Source organism: Pseudoalteromonas sp. NZS37 (assembly GCF_015864265.1).
Taxonomy (GTDB): domain Bacteria; phylum Pseudomonadota; class Gammaproteobacteria; order Enterobacterales; family Alteromonadaceae; genus Pseudoalteromonas; species Pseudoalteromonas arctica.
Genome location: NZ_JADYXL010000056.1, coordinates 1 through 925 on the forward strand (window position 1 = coordinate 1; position 925 = coordinate 925).

The window sequence follows — 925 nt, forward strand, 5'->3', positions numbered from 1 at the left end:
GGCCTGGCGCTCGCTGGCCTCTGTGACGTTGCCTCGCGCGGATGCCTCACTGCCGAGGTCGTTGGTGGCCTGCTGCCGCAGGCGGTTCTCTTCTTCTTTCAACCGGATGAGTTTGTCCGCGCCATCCAGTTCGGTAAGGGTTGCCTTCTGCAACTTGATCTTTAGGTCCAACTCCCGCACCAACAGTTTGTAGTTGGCGTCACTGGCTTGGAGCTTCAACTTCTCGTTTTCGAGAAGTTTGATCTGGAGTTGTGCCTGTACCCGGTCGATCTCGATTTTGATCTTGGCGACCTCGATCTGCTTCGCCATGGCCTCGCGCTCCAACTGCATCGCCTTGGTGTTATCCCCACGAAGGCGAGCGATGTTGGCACTTGCCTGTGCAATCTGAATGTCCACGGAAAGTGAAGCCTGTTTGGTCTTCAGCGTGGCGACTTCTTCTGCCGCTTGCAGGCGCAGGTTCCGTGCCAAGTNTCAGCGTGGCGACTTCTTCTGCCGCTTGCAGGCGCAGGTTCCGTGCCAAGTCATTCACGGTGTCTTTGTACTTGGCCGTTATCTCGGCCAGTTTCTGGCGCACAGCCGCGACTTCCTCGTCAGTCTTTTTCCCGTTGATGTTGAGCTTTTCGTACTCTTGCAAGACGAGGATGAGCCGATCCATTTCGGCGCGGTACTCGGCCATCTTGGCCGACTGGTCGCCGTATATCTCAACGGCCAGTTTGCGCGCCGCGACTTCCTGTTTTGCCGCCTCCGTTGACGCCTTGGTCTGCTCGACCTCGGACTGCTTGGTCTTGATGAGTTCGCGCAGCTTCTGCGTCTCTTTTTCCTGCTGATCCGCCGTCGCCTTGTCGGCTTCGAGCTTGGCCTGCTGTGCGACCAACTGTTGCTCCAGGATTTTCAGCTCTTCCTGCTTCGAAGCCGCGACCCGCGC

The 925-nt window shown here is 57.8% G+C and carries 1 protein-coding gene; it reads right to left on the reverse strand.

Annotated elements, in window-relative coordinates; translation table 11 throughout:
* Positions 1 to 396, reverse strand: a 396-nt coding sequence (locus I6F47_RS20370; RefSeq protein ID WP_197184466.1) for a hypothetical protein, incomplete at its 3' end; no start/stop codon positions are given.
* Positions 397 to 925 lie beyond the last annotated feature (529 nt).